The organism is Telluria mixta (genome assembly GCF_029223865.1).
GTDB classification, from domain to species: Bacteria; Pseudomonadota; Gammaproteobacteria; order Burkholderiales; family Burkholderiaceae_D; genus Telluria; species Telluria mixta.
This window is the reverse complement of record NZ_CP119520.1, coordinates 6,498,634-6,518,584: the sequence shown is the minus strand read 5'-3', so window position 1 is coordinate 6,518,584 and position 19,951 is coordinate 6,498,634. Positions and strand designations below refer to the sequence as shown.

The following is a 19,951-nucleotide window of genomic DNA, read 5'->3' as shown; positions in this document are numbered from 1 at the left end:
TGTGCTGGTAATGACAGGAGGATACCCATGGCGATCGATATCGACATCAGCGGAATGACGTGCGCATCCTGCGTGGCGCGCGTCGAAAAGGCGATCAAGGCCGTGCCGGGCGTGCGCGACGCGAGCGTCAACCTGGCCACGGAACGCGCGGCCGTGCAGGGCGAGGGGCTCGACCTGCAGGCCATCCTGGCCGCCGTCGAGCAGGCCGGTTATGCGGCGAGGCCGACCGGAACGGCGAAGGCGGAGACGGCGCCGGGCCTGCCCACGTGGTGGCCCGTCGCGCTGGCCGCGCTGCTCAGCCTTCCACTCATCGGGCCGATGCTGCTGGCGCCGTTCGGCATCGACTGGATGCTGCCCGGCTGGCTGCAACTGTTGCTGGCGACGCCCGTCCAGTTCTGGCTCGGCGCGCGCTTTTACCGCGCGGGCTGGAAGGCGCTGCGGGCGGGCGCGGGCAACATGGACCTGCTCGTGGCCATCGGCACGTCGGCGGCGTACTTCCTGTCGGTCTGGCAGTTGCTGAATGCGGGCGGCCACGGCCACCTTTATTTCGAATCGGCCGCCGTCGTCATCACGCTCGTGCTGCTCGGTAAATGGCTGGAAGGCCGGGCGAAGCACCAGACCGTCGCGGCGATCCGCGCGCTGGAAGCGCTGCGCCCGTCCGAAGCGATCGTCCGCCGCGACGGCCGGGATACCGTCATCGCACTCGACGCCCTGCGCGCCGGCGACCTGATGGTCGTGCGGCCGGGCGAACGCGTGCCGGCCGACGGCAAGGTCGTGGAAGGCGCGAGCCACCTCGACGAAGCGCTGCTGACGGGCGAAAGCCTGCCCGTGGCGAAGGGCGCAGGCGACCGCGTGACGGGCGGCGCCGTCAATGGCGAAGGCCTGCTGCTCGTCGAGGCGACCGCGGTCGGTGCGGACAGCATGCTGGCCCGGATCATCCGCATGGTCGAGGATGCGCAGGCGGCGAAAGCGCCGATCCAGCGCCTCGTCGACAAGGTCAGTGCCGTGTTCGTGCCCGTCGTGCTGCTGATATCGCTCATCACCCTGCTGGCCTGGGGCCTGGCCACGGGCGACTGGCAGCAGGCCTTGCTGAACGCCGTCGCGGTGCAGGTGATCGCGTGCCCGTGCGCGCTGGGTCTCGCCACGCCGACGGGCATCATGGTCGGCACGGGCGCGGCGGCACGGCACGGGATCCTCATCAAGGACGCGGAAGCGCTGGAGACGGCGCACGCCCTCAAGATGGTCGTGTTCGACAAGACGGGCACGTTGACGGAAGGCCGTCCCCGCGTCGTGGCGCTGGAGGGCAACGACACGAGCCGGCTGCTGGCGCTGGCCGCGGCCGTGCAGCAGGGCAGTGCGCACCCGCTGGCGCGGGCCGTGACGGAACTCGCGGCGGCGCAGGACGTGACCGCACCCGCCGCGACGGAAGCGGCGGCATTGCCGGGCCGCGGCGTGCGTGCCCGCGTGGAGGGCGCGACCGTCTGGCTCGGCAACCGCAGGCTGCTCGACGACATCGGCGCCGGTTCCCCGGCTGCCGCATTGGTGGCCGCGGCCGAACGCCACGAAGCGGACGGGCGCACCGTCTCTTGGCTGGCCCGTGAACACGACGGCGGCATCGCAGTCGAGGGCGTGCTCGCGTTCGGCGACCGTCTGAAAGCGACGAGCCGCGCCGCCATCGCCCGCCTGCGCGACCTGGGCGTGGACAGCATGATGCTGAGCGGCGACAACGAAGGCAGCGCCCGCGCCGTTGCGCAGACGCTCGGCCTGACGCGCTGGGTCGCGCAGGTGCAGCCCCAGGACAAGGCGGACGTCGTGCGCGGCCTGATGACGGAAGGCCGTAAAGTCGGCATGGTCGGCGACGGCATCAACGACGCGCCGGCGCTGGCCGCGGCCCACGTCGGCATCGCCATGGCCGGCGGCACGGACGTCGCGCTGCACACGGCCGGCGTGACGCTGATGCGCGGCGACCCGCTGCTCGTGGCGGACGCCATCGACATCTCGGACCGCACGTGGCGCAAGATCCGCCAGAACCTCGTGTGGGCCTTCGTCTACAACGTCGTCGGCATTCCGGTCGCCGCGCTCGGCCTGCTGAATCCCGTGCTGGCCGGTGCCGCGATGGCGCTGAGTTCCGTCAGCGTCGTCACCAATGCGCTGCTGCTGCGGCGCTGGCAGCCGGCGCCGCGGCCCGCACCCGATACCATCTCAACCCAACCCCAAGGAGCACACACGATGTATGAATTGACCGTCGAAGACATGAGCTGCGGCCACTGCGTGGGCCGCGTCACGAAGTCCGTGCAGGCCCTCGACAAGGATGCGAAGGTCGAAGTCGACCTGCCGACCAAGAAGGTGAAAATCGACAGCACGGCGGACCTCGACAAGATCGCCGAGGCGATCGCGGCGGCCGGCTATCCGGTCACTGCGAAAAGCGCTTGACGACACCCACGTACACGCGCCGGGCGACGAAGTGGTCGAATCCGGCCTGGTGGAACGTGGGCGTGTCGATGCGATACGCGCGCCGGCTGCCGTCGAAGATGTCGTTGGCGTTGACCGTCAGGCTCAATGTCTTGCTCAGCGCATGCTTCCACGTCAGGTTCACGCTGCTCGTCGGCCCGTAGCGGCCCTGCGGCGTGATGCCGGCCGACTGGGCGTGCGCGTCGAGCGACATGTCGCCGTATCCGACCCTGACGTTGACATAGCCCGCGACGGCCTCCTGGTCGAGCACCACGCGGTAGATGCCGCCGTCCGCACCGAGCTGCAGCGGTCCGCCGGGCTTCCAGTCCAGCGAGCCCGTGATGCCGGCCGCGCGGGCCTCGCCGCCATTCCGTTTCGACGTCACCAGCACGTCGTGTTCGAAGCTGCGTGCGTCGACCACGGTATCGCGGCCCGTGCGGTAGAAGGCGCCGGCGCTGCCGGTCAGGTGCGGCGTCTCCCTGTTCACGCCGACCTCCCATGACCCGAGGCGCTGCGGTCCGAGGTCCGGATTGCCCCGGCTGAGGTTCTGCGCGTCGACATATGTGGTGAACGGATTCAGGTCGCGCGGGTCGGGCAGCTGCAGGCTGCGGCGGTAGCCGAGCGTCAGGTCGGTGTCGTCGCGCAGCGCGTATTTCACGTGCAGGCTGGGATTGAACGCGCGCCGGCCCGCCGTGTGCTCGGCCCGTCCGCCCAGCAGCGCTTCCCATTTGCCGGAGACGATCCGGTCGGTCACGTACGCCGCGGCCGACGTCGTCGTCACGACGTACGCATTGGTCGTGCCGCGGTCCGGAGTCTCGGCGCCTGTCGCGGGATCGACGGCCGCCTGGACGTTGCCGATATCGTCGGACTTGCGCTGGATGTCGAGGCCCAGGCCCCACTGGCCCGGCGTCCAGTCGACCGTGGCCTGGTCGAGGCGGCGCGCCGACCTGCTTGCGCCGCGGCTGTATGCGGTGGCGCGCGCAGGTGTGACGAACACGTCGCGGTAGGATTTGTCGACCAGCGCATCCGTCGTGCTGTGCTGGAGCGAGGCCTTCAGCGCGGCGCCGTCCTGCTGGCGGCCGTAGGTCAGGCTCGCGCTGGCGTCGGACTGCTCGTTGGGGCCGTAAGAGATGCGGTGATGGATGGTCTCCATGCCGCCTTCGCGCTCCTCGCCCAGCACATCGAACAGGGGATGCGAACGGCGCCGGCTGTGCCGCGCCGAGACGCTGATGCTGTCCGTGTCGGTCAGCGCATAGTCGGCGCCCAGCGCGGCGCTGTCGACCACGCGGCGGACGAACACCTCGGACGATTGCACCGTCTGTCCAGCCTGGCCGGTGAATGGATTGCGCCAGTCGACGGCCGACCGGCGAACCTTGCGCGTGCCGTCATGGCGAACCGCCAGGTTGCCGTGCACGCTCAACCGTCCGCGCGTCGCGTCGCCCGACGCACCGGCATTCCACAAGTCCTGGTCCGAGGCGCTGCCCTGGACCTGCGCGTGCGCGCCGGGCTTGCGGTTGCGCTTCAGGACAATATTCACGATCGCGCCGCCGTTGGCGTTCTGCGCGGCGGACGGATTCGTGATGACTTCCACGCTCGCGATGTCGGCACCGCTCATGGTCTGCAGCGCCACCGCGCGGTCTTCGCCGGCGCCGGACAGCAGTGCCGTCGGCTTGCCGTCGACGAGGACCGTGACCTGCGTATTGCCCTTGACCGCGATCCGGCCGTCGGCCGTCACCGTCAGCTCGGGCGTCGACTGCAGCACGTCCTGCGCGGAGCCGTTGGCGGCGCGCGGGTCGTTCGACACGTCGTAGACGGTCTTGTCGATCTTTTTTACCACCGCCTCCTTTTTTGCAGAGACGGTCACGGTCGGGGCGGGCGGATCCCCGGCGCGGGCCGACGGCGCGGCGAGCACGAGCAGGAGCGCGGCATAATGGGGCTTGGTCACGGTGTCCTTTCAATCTGGCGAACCGGATTGTCGGAGACGACCGGCGTCAGCGGGCGGCCTGTGTGACCAACGCCCCGATGGGCGTGACGGGACGGTCAGTGGCCCTCGTGCCCACCCCGCCTGGCGGTCCCGATGACCTCCCCGGACGCCGGCGCCCCCGGTGCGCTGACCGCGTCGGGCACAGGCCCCGTCCACTCGTGCGCCACCGTGCCGGCCGGGTGCTTGTACCAGCCCGGATCGCGGTAGTCGCCCCGCGCGAGTCCCTCGCGTATCTTGATGACGGTGAACATGCCGCCCATCTCGATGTCGCCGAACGGGCCGCGGCCCGCCATCATGGGCAGCGTGTTTTCCGGCAGCGCCATGTGCATGCCGCCCATCGAGCCGCCCTTGTCGCCCATGACCATATAGCCCGGCACGAGGTCGTTGATCTTCTTCGCCACGCCGGCCTGGTCGACGCCGATCAGGTTCGGCATGGCGTGGCTCATCGCGTTCATCGTGTGGTGCGATTTATGGCAGTGGAACGCCCAGTCGCCCGGGTTGTCGGCGACGAATTCGATGGCGCGCATCTGGCCCACGCCGATGTCGACCGTCACCTCGGGCCAGCGCGCGGACGGCGGGATCCAGCCGCCGTCCGTGCCCGTCACCTCGAAGCGGTGGCCGTGGATGTGGAACGGGTGGTTCGTCATCGTCAGGTTGCCCATGCGGATGCGCACCTTGTCGTCCTTGCGCACGACCATCGGGTCCGTGCCGGGGAAGGCGCGGCTGTTGATCGTCCACAGGTTGAAGTCCAACATCGTGTTCACGTTCGGCGTGTAGTTGCCGGGCTCGATGTCGTACGCGTTCAGCAGGAACACGAAGTCGCGGTCGACGGCGTGCCGGCGCGGGTCCTTCGGGTGCGTGACCCAGAAGCCCATCATGCCCATCGCCATCTGCGTCATCTCGTCGCTGTGCGGGTGGTACATGAAGGTGCCGGCGTAACGGGCGACGAATTCGTAGACGAACGTCTTGCCGGGCGCGATGGCGGGCTGCACGAGCCCCGCCACGCCGTCCATCCCGCTGGGCAGGATCTGGCCGTGCCAGTGGATCGTCGTCGCCTCCGGCAGTTTATTGGTCACGAAGATGCGCACCTTGTCGCCTTCGACGACCTCGATCGTCGGTCCCGGACTCTGGCCGTTGTAGCCCCACAGGTTCGCCTTCATGCCGGGCGCGATCTCACGCACGACGGGTTCGGCCACGAGGTGGAATTCCTTGACGCCGTCCTTCATGCGCCACGGCAGGCTCCAGCCGTTCAGGGTGACGACGGGGTTGTACGGCCGGCCGCTCGTCGGATGCAGCGGCGGCTGGGTGGCGGGCGACGACTGGACCGGGGCTTCCGGAATGGCGGCCGCGCCGGCCTTCGACACGAGCGAGGCGCCGACCATGGCGCCGGCCGCGCCGGTGATGAAATTTCGACGGGTGGTCATTCTGCTTTTTCCTTGTTCAGTCGGGTGCCGAGTGTCGCTTCCAGCTCGGCGTGCGCGGTCCAGAAGGCTTCCAGCGCCTCGATGTAGGCGCCGACCGCCTCGGCCTGTGCGCGCGCATCGGCCAGCAGGTCGTGCGGGCTGGCGAGCATGCCGTTGTAGCGCAGCAGGACTTCTTTCCCGATCTTCTTGCGCAGGGGGAGGATCGTGTCGCGGTAATGCTGCGCCACGTCGTACGCGTTGCGGTACGCGAGATAGCCTTCGCGTGCCTCGCTGCGCGCCGTGACGGCCACGAGCGCGACCTGGTTCACCGCCTGCATGTACGTGGCCTCGGCGCGCGCCACGCGGGCACCGCCCCAGTCGAACAGCGGCAGTTCCAGCGACAGCGAATAGCCTCGTTCCGTCGGCTCGCCGGTCTGCGTCTTGTTGGCGACCCCGAGATCGAGCACGTTGATGAAGCGCGTCGTGCGCGTGAGCCCGAGATCCGCCGCGGTGGCGGCCGCCTCGGCCTGTGCCGCGCGCACGTCCAGGCGCTGCGCCAGCGCGATGCGTTCGACGTCCGGCAGTTCCGCCGGCGCGGGCGGCAGGTCGGGCAGGTGGTCGGGCAGGGCATAGTTCGCGTCCTGGCCCCACAGCCCGAGCGCGCGCGTGAGGCGCTCGCGCGCGGCTGTCGCACGCTTGTCCGCGCGCGCGACGTCGCGCGCCGCTTCGGCCAGGAACACCTGTTCGCGCGCCAGTTCGAGCTGGTTCGTGTTGCCGGCCTTCGCCATGCGGCCCGTCAGTTCCGCACCGGCTTCGGCGGACGCCCGCACGCGGCGCGCGTACTCGAGCGCCTGCCGGCTCGCCACCGCCTCCACCCACGCCGTGCGCGTCTCGAGGGCGTGGCGTTCGATGGCGGCGCCCACGTCGCGTTTCACCTGCTCGAAGCGGCGCGTCTCCATGCGGGCCGCCAGCGGCGTCGTCAGGAGGCCGACGAGATCGAACGTGATGCCGCGCTCGATCTCGAGGACGCCGCCGGCGGCGAGCCGCGTGAAGTCGAACGACGGATTGCGGGGCCGGGATGCCTGCGCGAGGTCGGCCTGCGCGATGCCGACGTTCCAATACGTGGCCTGCAGGCCCGGATGGTTGACGAGGGCGATGCGCACGGCTGTGTCCATGTCCAGCGGACGGCCTTCCCTGAACACGGGCAGGTCGCGCAGCGATGCGGCCAGCGCCCCTTGCCCGGCGCCGTTGCGCACCAGTTCCGGCGTGGTGCCGATGCGGGACCGGGTCGTTGCGGCGACGTCGCCGAAGCCGCCATCCGGCGTGACCGTCGCGCAGCCGGCCAGCAGGACCAGTGCGGCGGCGGGTACGCAAAAGCGTGCCTGCGGCATCACTTTGCCTCCTTGTGGTCGCAACAGCAGCCGCCATCCTTCATCTTCATATCGGCGCAGCAGCCGCATTTGCTGTCGCCTTTCATGCACTGCATGCCTTTCTTGTCTCCGCCGCCCATGTCCATCCCGGCGTGATGGTCGTGGCCCGCCATGGGCGCAGACATGGACGCGGCGGGCGCGGGTTCGGTGCGGTAATCGATGATTGGCCGGGCCTGCGTCCGGGGCACTGGCGCCTGCGGATCGGCGACGCCGGCGGAAGCGGTTTGTGCGGCGGCGTGCGCGCCGGCGGCGCCCAGCAGGATGGCCAGGGCGTAGTGATGGATGGATCGTTTCATGTCGTCCTCGTTGCGAATGCGTGAATGGCACCGCCGCGCACGGCGCAGGCGGTGTGATACGGGCGTTCAGGCGACGAGGTGACGGGGAGGGCGCTCGGGCAAGGTCGGATCGGCGCTGGCCAGGTGGCCGGCGTCGAACGGGATGGCGATGGAGGGTGGCGCGAACGCCGGCGGGACCAGCGGCACGGGCACGAGCGCAACGACGACGCAGCAGTCGCCGCAGACGCTGCGGTGTTTGTGCTGATGATCGCCGTGGTCCGCCGCGGGTGCGGCCATCATCTCGTGGCAGCTCTTCGCCATCGGCGCGGCGTGCGTGACCGTCATCGCGGCCGGCGCACTCGTGGACGGCAGCATGCGTGCCGCGGCCAGCCCCTGGAAGGGCAGGGCCAGCAACAGCAGCCAGACGATCAGCGCGCGCATTACGGTGTTCATCGACCGCATTCTAGCACGATGGACTGTTGCATTTCGATGCATCCAGGGTGCAATAAGTGATGCAAGACTGGCTACACGTGCTAGCATATTGATATTACAAGTAGAACAAACGGGAACGGGATGTTGAGGCGGATGTTCGCGACACGGACTATGCGCAGCCAGCGCCAAGTGGGCGAGCGGGCCGCGCAAGTCATCGACCGGGTGATTTTCGACATGGGTGTGGATCGCCTCGTACAAGGCTCGTTCGGCCTCGATCGGCATTGTCGCCCGCACTTCTCCAGCGCGCGCGTCATGCCGGGCCGCGACGGCGTCGCGGTGGCGCTGGCGCAGCTGGCCGAATGCACCGCGCTGTTCGCCGTGGCAAAGCGCAATCCCGATCCGGCGGTGCTGCGGCTGCACACAGCGGCCGTCGTCGACGGCCTGCTGCGCGAGTTCCGCGCCCGTTCGCCGCGGTTCCGGGCACTGCCCGTCGTGAAGGCCGATTAACGCATCGCCGAGCGCAGCGCACCCGATTCGAAATAGATGTGGCGGATGGCCGGATACACGGCCGCCACGGCCTTTTCCAGGCGCTCGATCGCCGCCTCCACTTCGTCGATGCGCATGCCGCGGTTGAACCGCACGGCCGCCGTCAGCAGGACTTCGTCCGGCCCCAGTTGCATGCTGAGCAGCTTGCCGACGTCCTCGATGGACGGATCGTCGCGCAGGATCTCGCACACGTGCCGCGTGGCGTCGGTGCCGATGCCTTCGCCCACCAGCAGCGCACCCGTCTCGCGCGCAAGGGCGAACGCGGCGCCCACGAGCAGGAGGCCGATCAGGACCGACGCGGCCGGGTCGAAATAGGGGCTGTCGAACACCTGGCCCAGCGCGATGCCGACGGCCGCGATGGCGAGGCCCAGCAGGGCGGCCGTGTCTTCGATGAACACGGTGAACACGGAGGCGTCCTTGCTCGCGTGGACCGTCTGCCACAGCGACGCACCCGTCTTGCGCCGCTTGTTCAACGCCTTGCGCGACACGTTCCAGCTATAGCCTTCGAAGCAGGCCGATACGCCCAGCACGACGTAGTTCCACATCGGATCCTCGAGCGGTTCCGGATGGCGCAGCGCGGTGATGCCGTGGTAGATCGAGAGCCCGCCGCCCAGCGAGAAGACGGACAGCGCGACCAGCAGGGCCCAGAAATACAAGGCCTTGCCGTAGCCGAACGGGTGCCGCTTGTCGGGCGGCTTTGCGCTGTTGCGCTCCCCGACGAGCAGCAGGAATTCGTTGCCCGTGTCGACGGCGGAGTGGATGCCCTCGGCCAGCATCGCGGCGCTGCCCGTGATGGCGGCGACGATGAACTTGGCGACGGCGATGCCCAGGTTGGCGAGGATCGCCGCGTAGATCACCTTGCGCGAGCCGCTGACTTCTCCAGTTTCTTTCTCGTGTGTTTCCGTCATGGTGTGTGAGCGCTGATATCATCTTGTCTATGTCGAACCAAGTGTAGCCAATCCATGCGGAGCGGCTTGCACGGCTGGGAGCGGGTGGATGAGCGTACGTAATCTCAAGCAACTGTTTGCCCCGAAGTCGGTGGCGCTCGTCGGCGCGTCCGAGCGTCCGGGGAGTGTCGGCGCGACCATGCTGCGCAATTTGCGCGAAGGGGGCTTCCGGGGCCAGTTGTATCCGGTGAACCCGAAGTACGAGGCGCTGGACGGGCTGCAGGTCTGGCCGGACGTGACGCGCCTGCCGCAAGCGCCGGACCTGGCCATCATCTGCACGCCGCCGTCCACCATTCCCGGCATCGTGCGCAGCCTCGGCGAACTGGGGACGCGCGCGGCCATCGTGATGAGCGCCGGCGTGTCGACGGCGCGCGACCTGCGCGGCCGCAGCATCAAGCAGGCGATGCTCGATGCGGCCAACCCGTATTTGCTGCGCATCCTCGGTCCGAACAGCTCCGGCCTGCTGGCGCCCGGCATCGGCCTGAACGCGAGCATCGCCGTGGGCGGCGCGGCGGCGGGGCGGATCGCGTTCGTGTCCGAATCGGGCGCGCTGATGGCGGGCGTGCTCGATTGGGCGCGCACGCGCAACGTCGGCTTTTCCACGATCCTCGCGCTGGGCGAATCGTCCGACGTCGACTTCGGCGACGTGCTCGATTACCTGGCCAGCGATCCCGGCACGTCCGCCATCCTGGTGCACGCGGAAAGCGTGCGCTATGCCCGCAAGTTCATGTCTGCCGCGCGCGCGGCGGCCCGCAGCAAGCCGACGCTGATGCTCAAGGCCGGGCGTTCGCTGGAAGCGGCGACGGCCGGCGCCTGTTTGTCCGGCGTGCTCGCGCGGCCCGACGACGTCTACGACGCCGCGATCCGCCGCGCCGGCATGCTGCGCGTGTACACGACGGACCAGCTGTTCGCGGCCGTGGAGACGCTGGCGCGCGCGAAGCCGCTGTTCGGCGAGCGGCTGGCGCTCCTCGGCAACGGCGCCGGCCCCGTCGTGTTGGCGAGCGACGCGCTGCAATACGGCGGTGGTCAACAGGCCGAACTGGCGCCGGAGACGGTGGCGAAATTGCGCGACCTCGTGCCCGAATGGAGCGGCACCGGTGAGCTGAACCTGCGCGGCGACGCGCCGCCCGAGCGCTACCGCGACGTCGTCGATGTGCTGCTGCACGACCCGCAGGCGAACGCCGTCGTGCTGATCCACGCGCCGAACGCCGTCGTCGACCCGGCCGACGTGGCGCGCGCCGTGGCGCCGCTGGTAAAGGCGTCGTCGCGCAACGTGCTCGCATGCTGGCTCGGGCTGCAATCGGTGGGCGAGGCGCGCACGATCGCGTACGAGGCGGGCATGCCGGCCTACCGCACGCCCGAAGCGGCGGTGAACGGCTTCCTGCAGATCGTCCACTTCCGGCGCAACCAGCAATTGCTGATGGAAGTGCCTGACTCCGTCGGCGACGGCGAGCCGGACCGCGAGCGCGCGCGCAACCTCGTGCGGGCGGCGCTGGAACGGGGCCGCAGGACGGGCCGCTACCTGCTGGACGATCCGGACACGAAGGCGATCCTGGACGCCTACGGCATCCCCACCGTCCCTACGCGCGCGGCAGCGACGCCGGACGAGGCGGTGGCGATGGCCGGGGAGATCGGCTATCCGGTCGCGGTGAAAATCCTGTCGCCGGACGTGGTGCAGAAGTCGGACGTGGGCGGCGTCTCGCTCGACCTGGATACGCCCGAAGCCGTGCGCGCCGCGACGGAACGCATGGCGAAGCGCCTCGCGGAGCTGCGGCCGGACGCGCGCCTGGACGGCTTCATCGTGCAGGCGATGGCGCGCAATCCGGAAGCGCACGAACTGATCGCGGGTGCCGCCACCGACCCCGTGTTCGGGCCCGTGATCCTGTTCGGCCAGGGCGGCCTCGCGGTGGAAGCGGTGAACGACCACGCCGTCGCGCTGCCGCCGCTGAACACGGTACTGGCGCGCGACCTCATCTCGCGCACGCGCGTGGCGCGCCAGCTGGCCGGCTACCGCAACCACCCGGCCGCGGACCTGGACGCGATCGCCGCCGTGCTGGTGCAGGTGGCGCGGCTCATCGCCGAGGTGCCGGAGATCGTCGAGCTGGACATCAACCCGCTGCTGGCCGACGCCAACGGCGCCGTCGTGCTGGACGCGCGCATGCGCATCGCGATGGCCGACCGCGCCGGCAACGCCCTCGACCGGCTCGCGATCCGCCCGTATCCGGTCGAACTGGAAGAAGTCGTGCCGTGGCAGGGCGGGACGATCCTGCTGCGGCCGATCCGCCCGGAAGACGGCGCCGCGCACGTGGCGTTCTTCAACGCGCTCACGCCGGACGACGTCCGCTACCGCATGTTCGTGCGCGTGCGCGAGCTGCAGCCGGCGCAGCTGGCGCGCTTCACGCAGATCGACTACGACCGCGAGATGGCCTTCATCGCCACGCGCACCGGCCCGGACGGCCAGCCCGAGACGCTGGCCGTTGCCCGCGTCGTGGCCGACCCGGACAACATGAGCGCGGAATTCGCGGTGACGGTGCGGTCCGACCTGAAGGGCAAGGGGCTGGGCGTCATGCTGATGAACAAGCTGATCGCGTACTGCCGCGCGCGCGGCACGCGCGAGATCGTGGGCGAGGCGCTGCCGCAGAACGCGCCCGTCATCGGCCTGGTGCGCAAGCTCGGGTTCACCGTCGGGCCGGTCGATGAGGACGAGGGCGTGAGGAAGTTCTGGCTGGAGCTGCGGTGAGATCGAAAGACAATATGGAAATGCGACCGGCAACACGTGACGATGCAAGTGCCATGCTTGGACTCTTGCAATCGGTGTGCGAAGAGGGCAGCGCACTGCCGTTCATCGACGGCATCGATGAACACATGATCGATCACATATGGCTGGCGGCCAGGGGCTGCGTCCTCGCCTGCGGCAACGGGGAGGTGCTTGGCATGTACCGCTATGGGCCAGCCATGCCCGGGCGCGGCTCGCACATCGCCACGGCTACCTTCCTGGTCGGCGAACACGCACGTGGCCGGGGCGTTGGCCGGGCACTGGTCGAACACTGCATGGCGTCGGCGAAGGCTGCAGGCTTTCGGGCCATGCAGTTCAACCAGGTCCTCGGCAGCAATCAGCCCGCACTCGCACTCTACCGAAGCCTCGGCTTTGCCGTTATCGGGACCGTGCCCAAGGCGTTCGATCACATCGTGCATGGCTGCGTCGACGCTCACATCATGTACCGGGAGCTTTGACTGGAGGTATGAGGCCGGCCTCCGGCCTCGTGCCGAACCGCGATTATTTTCCCGCTTGCGTCACGTAAAATCCGGTCAGCGCCGGAAGCGCACGTCTTCCTGCACGACCGGCGCGTCGCGGTCGGCGCCTTTCGGTTTCTTCGGTTTCTTCGGCTTCTTGACGATCTGCCCGGCCGCATTCGTCTGCGGCACGCGATGCTCCGGCTCGAAGCCCGCTTCCTCCGTGCGTTGCAAGGCCTGCTTCGTCAGCGCCTCGATGGCGGCCAATTGCTGGACTTCGTCCGCGCACACGAGCGACACCGCTTCGCCGGACGCCCCCGCGCGGCCCGTGCGGCCCGTGCGGTGCACATAGTCTTCCGCCACGATGGGCAGGTCGACGTTGACGACGACGGGCAGTTCCTCGATGTCGAGGCCGCGCGCGGCGACGTCGGTCGCGACCAGTATGCGGACCTCGCCCGCCTTGAAGCGCTCGAGCGCGCGCAGGCGCGCGGGCTGGGGCTTGTCGCCGTGGATCGAATCTGCCGCGATGCCTTTCGCGTCGAGCAGGTCGACGAGCTGGTCGACGCCCTTGCGGGTCTTGACGAACGCCAGCACCTGCGGCCAGCCGTGGCGTTTCAGCAGGTGCAGGAACAGGTCGGGCTTGCGCTTCTTGTCGACGGGGACGATCCACTGGCGGATCGCCTTCACCGTCGTGTTGCGCGGCGAGGCCTCGATGCTGACCGGATCGACCAGCAGCTTGGTCGCCAGCGCCCGGATCGGGTCGGAGAACGTGGCCGAGAACAGCAGGGTCTGGCGGCGCTTGGGCAGCAGCGCGAGCAGGTTGTCGATGTCGCGCGAAAAGCCGAGATCGAGCATGCGGTCCGCCTCGTCCAGCACGAGCGTCTGCACCTGGTTGAAGCGCACGGCGTTCTGGCGCTGCAGGTCGAGCAGGCGGCCCGGCGTGGCGACGAGGACGTCGACGCCCTTACGCAGCCGCATCATCTGCGGGTTGATGCTGACGCCGCCATACGCGACCATCGTGCGCAGCGGCAGCCCGGCCCCGTAGGCGCGCACGCTTTCGTGCACCTGCTCGGCCAGTTCGCGCGTCGGCACGAGGATCAGCGCGCGCGTCGAATTGCTCGCGACCTGGACGCCGTCCATCACGAGCCGCTGCAGCAGGGGCAGGGCGAAGCCGGCCGTCTTGCCGGTGCCCGTCTGGGCGGCCGCCATGACGTCGCGGCCGGCCAGCACGGCGGGAATCGCCTGCGACTGGACGGCGGTGGGCGTGTTGTAGGACAGCGAGGCGAGGGTGCGCGTGATCTGGTCGATCAGGCCGAGCGATGCGAACGACATGGTGGCAGTGGCGGTTTCCTGAAAGGCGACAGTGTAACCGCTACGCCCGCAAACCGTCGGTAAATGCGAAGTCCACCTCCGGCCTCCTCCCCGACACGATGTCCGCAATGGCCCGCCCGGACCCGCACCCCATCGTCCAGCCGAGCGTACCGTGCCCCGTGTTCAGGTACAGGTTGGAAAAGCGCGTGCGGCCGATGTACGGGACGTTCGACGGCGTCAGCGGTCGCAGGCCGGCCCAGTACGTCGCATTGTCGTAGTCGCAGGCATCCGGGAACAGTGCGCGCACCCTGCGCGTGATTGCGTCGCAGCGCACGGGGTTCAGGTCGCGCGTATAGCCGTTCAGTTCGCACGTGCCGGCCACGCGCAGGCGGTCGCCGAGGCGGGAAAAGACGAGCTTGTGGCCGTCGTCCGTCAGCGAGACCGTCGGCGCCGCATCCCGGTCGAGGATGGGGTAGGTGGCCGAATAGCCCTTGCCAGGGTAGATCAGCAACCGGATGCCCAGCGGTGCGAGCAGCCCGACCGAGAAACTGCCCAGCGCGACGACGACGGCGTCCGCATGCAGCACGCGATGGCGGCCGTCCGCATCGATGATTTCGACGCCGCGGATGCGGTCGCCCTCGGCCAGCAGGCGCGTGACCGTCGTGTTGTAGATGAAGCGGATGCCGGCCGCCGCGCCGCGTGCCGCGAGCTGCGTCGTGAAGCGGTGGACGTCGCCGGATTCGTCGGTGGCCGTGAAGTCGCCGCCGACCAGCTTGCGGCGCACGGGCGCCAGCGCCGGCTCGATCCGCACGGCCTCATCGGCGTCGACCGTCATGCGCGGGCAGCCCAGGTCGCGCATCGCGGCGGCCGCGTGGCAGGCCCGCTCGAACTCGCGTTCGTCCGTGTAGAAGTGCAGGATGCCGCGCGTGAGGCCGTCGTACTCGATGCCAAGGCGCGCACGCAGCGCCTGCAGGCTGCGGCGGCTGTATTCGGCCAGCGCGACGATGCGGCGCAGGTTGGCGGCCACGCGGCCGGGCGCGCACTCGCGCACGAATTGCAGGCACCAGCGCCATTGCAGCGGGTCGGCCTGCAGGCGGAACAGCAGCGGCGCATCCGCGCGGCCGAGCGACTGCACGACCTTCAGCAGGCCTGCCGGCGTGGCCCACGGTTCGGCGTGCGAGACGGAGATCTGGCAACCGTTCGCGAAGCTCGTCTCCTGCGCGGGGCCGCTCCGGCGCTCGATCACGGTGACGTCGTGGCCGGCTTCGCGCAAGTACCAGGCGGATGCCGTGCCGACGACGCCGGCGCCCAGGACGATCACGTTCATGGGGGCGAGACTCGATTGAAAACGGGATGATGCATGCGGCTCCTCGTGGGTACGACGGGTGGAGCCGGCAAAGAGAACCGGAGCCGGTGCGCGACCGGATTCCGCATGCTTCCCTTCGCTGGCATTACCCAGATCAGGTTCGGAGGGTGTTTCTCACCCGCGGCCGCGGTGGCGGCTGCAGGACCCCTAGCGTTGCCTTATGGCAGCGAGGATTCTACCACGAGGTTGCAGAGGAGCGCCGGCCCGCGGACGGGGCCGGAAAGCGGGGCAGGCCGCGCGGCGGGCGCGCGGTCAGGCCGTGACGGCGAGGGTGGCCGTGGCCAGCGTGACGGTGGGTTTCACCGGTTCACGCCGGTCCTGGCAGGCCACCAGCATGAGGCAGGCGAGGAGCAGTAGGCTCAAGCGTGCGTGATGGCGGTTCATGATGGGCCTCCTATGGCCGCATCGTAGCGCACCGCCGCGGGACGCGGCGCGCCGCTCGAACCGTCAGAACCGGTAGCCGATGCTCGCGCGCACGACGGGATAGAGCTTGAGCGAGTCCACGTCGTCGCGCAGGTGCAGGCGCTCGGCGGCAAGGTCGCTGGCGAGGGCTTTGCAGACGGTGTCCGACGTCTTGCAGCCGACGCTGGTCAGCGTCACGTTCGGATTGCCCTGGTAGAACACGCCGAGATCGACGTTGGTGGTCCAGCGCGACGCGCGCGCCAGTGCGTTGCCCCAGCCGATGCCGAGGTAGGGCGCGGCCTTGCGGTAGTCGATGCGGCCGGTCAGCAGGCCCACGTCGGCCGCCGTGTAGGCGTGGCCGTTCAGCGTGTAGCCGCCCAGGCCGTTCGGCTTCGCTTTCGCATTGAACTTGTTGCCGTTGTAGACGAGGCCGCCGGTCAGGTGGAAGCTGCTGCCTTCGGTCAGGTACCAGTCGAACAGCACGTCGATCGTCTGCAGCTTGCCCTTGATATCGTAATCGACGCCGTCGGAGGTCTTGTCGAAATTGTGGCGGAAGTAGTTGGCGCCGAAGCGGCCGTTCAAATAGGTTTCCATCGGCACGACGACGTGGAAGCCCACGCCGGTGGTGCCGAGATCGGCCGTTACGCCGACTTGCGCGTTGGCGGTGCCCGCCGCCAGCAGGGCGGCCGCGGCCAGCACGGTGTATTTCGCGAACATCGATGACCTTTCAGTGGTTGAGGCCGCGATTGTAGCGGGGCGGTTGCTGCAGTGGAAATGTTGCGCTCCGGTCTGTTGTAATCCCGCCCGGAACGACAATGTAAGCAGGTGTTGCAGCCAATTGTGCATATGATTTCATTTGATAAACTTCGGTAAAACATTACAACGAGGTCATCCTATGAAAGCCCTGATCTTCGGCGTGGCGCTGTGCGCCGCTTCCCTCCCGGCCCTGGCCCAGACCAATGTCTCCGTCAGCATTGGCCAGCCCGGCTTCTATGGTCGCATCGACATCGGCGACTACGTGCCGCGTCCCGTCGTGTACGCGCCGCAGCCGGTGATCATCACGCCGGCGCCGCATTACGTGGCGGAACCGGTCTACCTGCGCGTGCCGCCGGGCCACCGCAAGCACTGGGGCAAGTTCTGCGGCCGCTACGGCGCCTGCGGCCGTCCGGTCCTGTTCGTGCGCGACGAGTGGTACACGAACACGTATGTGCCGCGCTACCGCGAGCATGTCGGCTACCGCGACGGCCCGCGCGAAGTGCGCGTCGTCGAGCGCGTCGAGTACCGCGACGACCGCGGCCACGGCGGCGACTGGGACCGCGGTCACGGCCACGGCAATGGTCATGGCAACGGCCACGGTAACGGTCACGGCAAGGGTCACGGACGCGGCCACGACTGATCCGTGCCGGGTGGTTTCGCCACCCCGTAGTAAACTGCCTGCGTTTGCCCGGCAACGGGCGCGACCGACGGAGGCAGGCTTGCAGAGCGATATCGTGATCGTGGGCGGCGGGGCTGGCGGGCTGGAGCTGGCCTGCAAACTGGGCCGCAAACTGGGACCGGACAAGGTGACGCTGGTCGACAGCCGGCTGTACCACGTGTGGAAACCGTCGCTGCACGAGGTGGCGGCCGGCACGCTGGATATCCACCAGGAAGGCCTGTCGTACCAGATGCTGGCGCACGACCGCGGCTTTTCCTTCGTGTACGGCGCCATGACGGCGCTGGACGCCGCCGCGCGCCGCATCACGATCGCCCCCGTCACCGCGTCCAGCGACGGCGAAGAAGTGCTGCCCGAACGCACGCTCGGCTACCGCTCGCTGGTGATCGCCGTCGGCAGCACGTCGAATTATTTCGGCGTGCCCGGCGCGCGCGAACACACGATTTCCCTGAATGCCACCGAGGACGCGGAACGGTTCCGCCTGCGCCTGCTGCGCCTGCTCGCCCAGGCCGAGCAGCAGAAGGAGGAGGGTACGGCCGGCTCCGGCCTCGACATCGTCATCATCGGCGGCGGCGCCACGGGCGTCGAACTGGCGGCGGAATTGCGCGAAGCGTCCGGCGTCTATGCCGCCTATGGCTTCCGCCGCCTGCAGGTCAGGCGCGACGTCCGCATCACCCTGCTCGAAGGCGCGCCGCGCATCCTGGCGCCGTTGCCGGAGCGCGTGTCCGACGCGGCCGCGCGCCTGCTCGACCAGCGCGCCATCCGCGTCGTGACGGATTGCCGCGTGAACCGCATCGACCAGAAACAGGTCAGCGACAACAAGGGCAACGTCTATCCGGCCGACCTGTGCGTGTGGGCCGCGGGCATCCGCGCGCCGGAATTCCTCGGTGCGCTCGGGTTGCCCGTCACGAAGGGCGGCCAGATCGACGTGGATGCGCACCTGGCGGTGAAGGGCGTGCCTGGCGTGTACGCGCTGGGCGATTGCGCCGCCTGCATGGACGGCAATGGAAAAGCCGTGCCGCCACGCGCCCAGGCCGCGCACCAGCAGGCCGATTACCTGCTCAAGACATTCCTGCGCCTCGACAAGGGCGAACCGCCGCAGCAGGCACCATACGTCTACCGCGACTACGGCTCGCTCGTGTCGATCGGCCGCGAGACGACGGTCGGCAACCTGATGGGTTCGCTACGGGGCGCCAGCCTGTTCGTGGAAGGGTTCATGGCGCGCATCATGTACATGAGCCTGCACCTGATGCACCACCAGGCCGTGCTGGGGTCGCTGCGCACGGGCCTGATGGCGTTCGCGCGCTTCCTGATCCGGCGGACGACGCCGCTCGTCAAGCTGCACTGAAGATCAGGTCGGCTGCTTCGGAAATACCAGCGTGAGCGCCGTGCCCTTGCCGTCCGGACCGGTGCCGAGCGTCAAGGTGCCGCCCAGCGTGCGGGCCCGTTCGCGCAGCATGCGCAGACCGTAGCAGCTCGAGGGCGGCGAGGCGCCCGCGGCCGGCCCGACGCCGTTGTCGCGCACGGTCAGCATCGCCTGGTCGCCGTCGTCGTCGAGGATCAGGTCGACCTTCGTCGCCTGCGCGTGCTTCAAGACGTTGCGCAGGCCTTCCTCGGCGCAGCGCAGCAGCGCCACGCCCTGGGCGCGCGTGTAGTCGGGATCTTCGTCGGGCATGCTGGCCTTTGCCTTGATGCCGTGCTCGCGGCCCCATTCCTGCACCAGTTCCGCGATCGCGGCCTTGGGGCCGAGGAATTCCAGCTTGTCGTTCCAGAGCGCCAACTGCATCTTGCGGTTGGTCTCGATGATGTTGTTCAGCAGTTGCTTCATCTGCGCCGCGCGGTCGCGCTGCGGCTGTTCCTGCAGGTGCTGCGACAGCAGGCCGAGATGCATCGTCAGCGCCGTCATCGACGAACCGAGGCTGTCGTGCAGCCGGCGGGCCAGCTGGCGGCGGTCTTCGTCCCAGCAGGTCGTCATATGGGCCAGGAGGTCGGCCAGCTCGGCGGCACGGGCCGCATGCTGGCTGTCTTCCCCGGAATCCGGCGGATGTGGTTCCGAAACTTTCATGAAGGCAACCAAATTATGTTTCTCGGGATGATACAACAGCTTGGCCCGGGACGGCGCAGGAATCGTCTTTGTGAGTTCCCGTACAGTCCGATGTTGCATATCGGTCCATTCTAGGGGCTCTGGCCCAGTGCCGATAACCCCCACTGAAGGAGTCAACATGAGCACGAGAACCCAATCCGGCGCACAGGCCGGCAAGCAGTCGAACGCCATGGCCGCTGGCCAGGACGCCATCGCCCTCCTGACCGCCGATCACCGCGAGGTCGCCGAGATGTTCGAACAGTTCGAGCAACTGGGCGACCGCGCCACGACCAGCAAGGAAAAACTGAAGGACAAGATCTGCAAGGCGCTGATCGCCCACACGACGATCGAAGAAGAATTCTTCTATCCGGCCGTGCGCGCGGCCAAGGTCGAGGAGGGCGAGGACATGGTCGACGAGGCGATCGTCGAGCACGCCTCGGCGAAAGACCTGATCAAGCAGCTGCAGGAAATGCAGCCGGACGACGACCTGTATGACGCGAAAGTGAAAGTGCTGAGCGAACAGATCGAGCACCACGTCCAGGAAGAAGAGAAGGAAATGTTCCCGAAGGCGAAGAAGGCCGGCCTCGACCTGCTCGCGCTGGGCCAGGAAATGGCGCTGCGCAAGCAGGAGCTGATGTCGACGCTGTAACCTTGT

17 protein-coding genes and 1 riboswitch are annotated in these 19,951 nt (G+C 68.7%); of the genes, 7 read left to right on the top strand and 10 right to left on the bottom strand.

Translation table 11 applies throughout. From position 1 onward, the window contains the following. The first annotated feature begins 27 nt into the window (after positions 1–27). Positions 28–2,433, top strand: a complete 2,406-nt coding sequence (locus P0M04_RS28715) for a heavy metal translocating P-type ATPase (RefSeq protein WP_259450944.1) — start codon at positions 28–30, stop codon at positions 2,431–2,433. Here the strand turns inward: P0M04_RS28715 and P0M04_RS28710 are convergent. The 5 genes from P0M04_RS28710 to P0M04_RS28690 all read right to left on the bottom strand — a co-directional run bounded on the left by P0M04_RS28710 (position 2,414) and on the right by P0M04_RS28690 (position 7,996). Beyond that, on the bottom strand, positions 2,414–4,396 hold the full coding sequence (locus P0M04_RS28710; RefSeq protein WP_259450945.1) for a TonB-dependent receptor: 1,983 nt from the start codon (positions 4,394–4,396) through the stop codon (positions 2,414–2,416). The genes P0M04_RS28715 and P0M04_RS28710 overlap by 20 nt on opposite strands. 95 nt (positions 4,397–4,491) lie before the next feature. Then, complete coding sequence (locus P0M04_RS28705; protein WP_259450946.1) at positions 4,492–5,859, bottom strand: multicopper oxidase family protein; 1,368 nt, start codon at positions 5,857–5,859, stop codon at positions 4,492–4,494. Beyond that, a complete protein-coding gene (locus P0M04_RS28700) occupies positions 5,856–7,229 on the bottom strand; it encodes a TolC family protein (protein WP_259450947.1) in 1,374 nt (457 codons plus the stop codon). Before P0M04_RS28700 ends, P0M04_RS28705 begins: the two co-directional genes overlap by 4 nt. After that, a complete protein-coding gene (locus P0M04_RS28695) occupies positions 7,229–7,564 on the bottom strand; it encodes a hypothetical protein (RefSeq protein WP_259450948.1) in 336 nt (111 codons plus the stop codon). The genes P0M04_RS28700 and P0M04_RS28695 overlap by 1 nt, the downstream gene beginning before the upstream one ends. A gap of 66 nt (positions 7,565–7,630) precedes the next feature. After that, complete coding sequence (locus P0M04_RS28690; RefSeq protein ID WP_259450949.1) at positions 7,631–7,996, bottom strand: hypothetical protein; 366 nt, start codon at positions 7,994–7,996, stop codon at positions 7,631–7,633. 150 nt (positions 7,997–8,146) lie between these two features. On the opposite strand from P0M04_RS28690, the gene P0M04_RS28685 reads away from it, so the two are divergent. Then, positions 8,147–8,482: a hypothetical protein gene (locus P0M04_RS28685; RefSeq protein ID WP_259450950.1), complete on the top strand. Its 336-nt coding sequence runs from the start codon at positions 8,147–8,149 to the stop codon at positions 8,480–8,482. Here P0M04_RS28685 and P0M04_RS28680 read toward each other — a convergent pair. Further along, complete coding sequence (locus P0M04_RS28680; RefSeq protein WP_259450951.1) at positions 8,479–9,429, bottom strand: cation diffusion facilitator family transporter; 951 nt, start codon at positions 9,427–9,429, stop codon at positions 8,479–8,481. The two genes, P0M04_RS28685 and P0M04_RS28680, sit on opposite strands and share 4 nt — an antisense overlap. 88 nt (positions 9,430–9,517) lie before the next feature. Between P0M04_RS28680 and P0M04_RS28675 the strand changes: the two genes are divergently transcribed. Together P0M04_RS28675 and P0M04_RS28670 are read left to right on the top strand one after the other, a co-directional pair. Then, on the top strand, positions 9,518–12,208 hold the full coding sequence (locus tag P0M04_RS28675) for a bifunctional acetate--CoA ligase family protein/GNAT family N-acetyltransferase (protein ID WP_259450952.1): 2,691 nt from the start codon (positions 9,518–9,520) through the stop codon (positions 12,206–12,208). Beyond that, positions 12,205–12,702 carry a GNAT family N-acetyltransferase gene (locus P0M04_RS28670; protein WP_259450953.1) on the top strand — a complete coding sequence of 166 codons (498 nt, stop codon included), beginning with the start codon at positions 12,205–12,207 and terminating at the stop codon, positions 12,700–12,702. Before P0M04_RS28675 ends, P0M04_RS28670 begins: the two co-directional genes overlap by 4 nt. Positions 12,703–12,777: 75 nt before the next feature. Here P0M04_RS28670 and rhlE1 read toward each other — a convergent pair whose 3' ends face one another. The 3 genes from rhlE1 to P0M04_RS28655 form a co-directional block, all read right to left on the bottom strand. Next, a complete protein-coding gene (gene rhlE1 / locus P0M04_RS28665) occupies positions 12,778–14,034 on the bottom strand; it encodes an RNA helicase RhlE1 (RefSeq protein ID WP_259450954.1) in 1,257 nt (418 codons plus the stop codon). Positions 14,035–14,074: 40 nt separating this feature from the next. Next, positions 14,075–15,472: a D-amino acid dehydrogenase gene (locus P0M04_RS28660; protein WP_371877359.1), complete on the bottom strand. Its 1,398-nt coding sequence runs from the start codon at positions 15,470–15,472 to the stop codon at positions 14,075–14,077. Continuing rightward, positions 15,434–15,538, bottom strand: a riboswitch (TPP riboswitch). (Overlaps the previous gene by 39 nt.) A 288-nt stretch (positions 15,539–15,826) precedes the next feature. Further along, a complete protein-coding gene (locus tag P0M04_RS28655; protein WP_259450956.1) occupies positions 15,827–16,498 on the bottom strand; it encodes a hypothetical protein in 672 nt (223 codons plus the stop codon). A gap of 178 nt (positions 16,499–16,676) precedes the next feature. Between P0M04_RS28655 and P0M04_RS28650 the strand changes: the two genes are divergently transcribed. Together P0M04_RS28650 and P0M04_RS28645 are read left to right on the top strand one after the other, a co-directional pair. Next, positions 16,677–17,177 (top strand): hypothetical protein, encoded by a 501-nt coding sequence (locus P0M04_RS28650; RefSeq protein ID WP_259450957.1) that lies wholly within the window; start codon positions 16,677–16,679, stop codon positions 17,175–17,177. 79 nt (positions 17,178–17,256) lie between these two features. Then, positions 17,257–18,561, top strand: a complete 1,305-nt coding sequence (locus tag P0M04_RS28645) for an NAD(P)/FAD-dependent oxidoreductase (RefSeq protein ID WP_259450958.1) — start codon at positions 17,257–17,259, stop codon at positions 18,559–18,561. 3 nt (positions 18,562–18,564) lie between these two features. On the opposite strand, the gene P0M04_RS28640 is transcribed toward P0M04_RS28645, so the two are convergent. After that, the gene (locus P0M04_RS28640; protein WP_259450959.1) at positions 18,565–19,278 is read right to left on the bottom strand and encodes a sensor histidine kinase; all 714 of its coding nucleotides are present in this window, start codon (positions 19,276–19,278) and stop codon (positions 18,565–18,567) included. 157 nt (positions 19,279–19,435) lie between these two features. Here P0M04_RS28640 and P0M04_RS28635 point away from each other — a divergent pair, with 157 nt between their 5' ends. Beyond that, positions 19,436–19,945, top strand: coding sequence for a hemerythrin domain-containing protein (locus P0M04_RS28635; protein ID WP_371877353.1), 510 nt, complete (start codon positions 19,436–19,438; stop codon positions 19,943–19,945). Positions 19,946–19,951 lie beyond the last annotated feature (6 nt).

What these genes read in the sequence shown, in the direction of transcription:
- P0M04_RS28650 (WP_259450957.1), top strand. Translation starts at nt 16,677, where the DNA reads ATGAAAGCCCTGATCTTCGGCGTGGCGCTGTGCGCCGCTTCCCTCCCG.
- rhlE1 (WP_259450954.1), bottom strand. Translation starts at nt 14,034, where the DNA reads ATGTCGTTCGCATCGCTCGGCCTGATCGACCAGATCACGCGCACCCTC.
- P0M04_RS28640 (WP_259450959.1), bottom strand. Translation starts at nt 19,278, where the DNA reads ATGAAAGTTTCGGAACCACATCCGCCGGATTCCGGGGAAGACAGCCAG.
- P0M04_RS28675 (WP_259450952.1), top strand. Translation starts at nt 9,518, where the DNA reads ATGAGCGTACGTAATCTCAAGCAACTGTTTGCCCCGAAGTCGGTGGCG.
- P0M04_RS28715 (WP_259450944.1), top strand. Translation starts at nt 28, where the DNA reads ATGGCGATCGATATCGACATCAGCGGAATGACGTGCGCATCCTGCGTG.
- P0M04_RS28695 (WP_259450948.1), bottom strand. Translation starts at nt 7,564, where the DNA reads ATGAAACGATCCATCCATCACTACGCCCTGGCCATCCTGCTGGGCGCC.
- P0M04_RS28655 (WP_259450956.1), bottom strand. Translation starts at nt 16,498, where the DNA reads ATGTTCGCGAAATACACCGTGCTGGCCGCGGCCGCCCTGCTGGCGGCG.
- P0M04_RS28685 (WP_259450950.1), top strand. Translation starts at nt 8,147, where the DNA reads ATGCGCAGCCAGCGCCAAGTGGGCGAGCGGGCCGCGCAAGTCATCGAC.
- P0M04_RS28690 (WP_259450949.1), bottom strand. Translation starts at nt 7,996, where the DNA reads ATGAACACCGTAATGCGCGCGCTGATCGTCTGGCTGCTGTTGCTGGCC.
- P0M04_RS28705 (WP_259450946.1), bottom strand. Translation starts at nt 5,859, where the DNA reads ATGACCACCCGTCGAAATTTCATCACCGGCGCGGCCGGCGCCATGGTC.
- P0M04_RS28700 (WP_259450947.1), bottom strand. Translation starts at nt 7,229, where the DNA reads ATGCCGCAGGCACGCTTTTGCGTACCCGCCGCCGCACTGGTCCTGCTG.
- P0M04_RS28635 (WP_371877353.1), top strand. Translation starts at nt 19,436, where the DNA reads ATGAGCACGAGAACCCAATCCGGCGCACAGGCCGGCAAGCAGTCGAAC.
- P0M04_RS28680 (WP_259450951.1), bottom strand. Translation starts at nt 9,429, where the DNA reads ATGACGGAAACACACGAGAAAGAAACTGGAGAAGTCAGCGGCTCGCGC.